Consider the following 578-nt stretch of genomic DNA (forward strand, 5'->3'; position numbering starts at 1 on the left):
GGCTGACGAGGACGGGTCTGGCGCTCGTGACGCACCGCGTGACCAGGCGTTCCGCGTTGTACTTCGCGATGTTGCCCGGGGGGTCGGCCGCCCGCAGGGCGTCGGTGGGGTAGGCCGCCGCGACGGCGAGGGCACGGATGGCGACCGGCCCGGTCGCGGGCTCGTCCGTGGTGCTGCGGCCGTCGAGGACGGAGTCCAGGAGGTCGACGGCGGCGATGTCGGCGGCCGCGGCGGCGTGGTCGTCCCTCGGCTCGCTCACGCGGCTCCCTCGATGGCGCGGGCGACCCGTACGGCGTCTGCGGTGGCCCGCACCGCCTTCTACGAGGCCCTGGAGCAGGGCGACCTCGAAGCGCTGACCGCCCTCTGGCTGCCCGGCGAGGACCTCACGGTCTCCTGCGTCCACCCCGGCTGGCCGGTGCTCAGCGGGCGCGGCGAGGTGCTGCGCAGCTACGCGCTGATCATGGCGAACACCGAGTACATCCAGTTCTTCCTGACCGACGTCGGCGTCTCCATGACGGGCGACACCGCGCTGGTGACCTGCACCGAGAACATCCTCAGCGGGGGCCCCGCCGAGGAGG

General features: G+C 73.7%; 1 protein-coding gene and 1 pseudogene. One reads left to right on the forward strand and one right to left on the reverse strand.

All coding sequences use genetic code 11. From position 1 onward, the window contains the following. Nucleotides 1-223, reverse strand: a pseudogene (locus tag E6R62_RS38560) (PAS sensor protein); the annotation flags it as partial. A 48-nt stretch (nt 224-271) separates the two neighbouring features. On the opposite strand from E6R62_RS38560, the gene E6R62_RS38565 reads away from it, so the two are divergent. Then, the coding region (locus tag E6R62_RS38565; RefSeq protein WP_136218018.1) for a nuclear transport factor 2 family protein at nt 272-578 on the forward strand (307 nt) is incomplete at its 3' end.

The sequence above is a fragment of the Streptomyces sp. A1136 genome (assembly GCF_004795055.1).
In the GTDB taxonomy this organism is placed as follows: domain Bacteria; phylum Actinomycetota; class Actinomycetes; order Streptomycetales; family Streptomycetaceae; genus Streptomyces.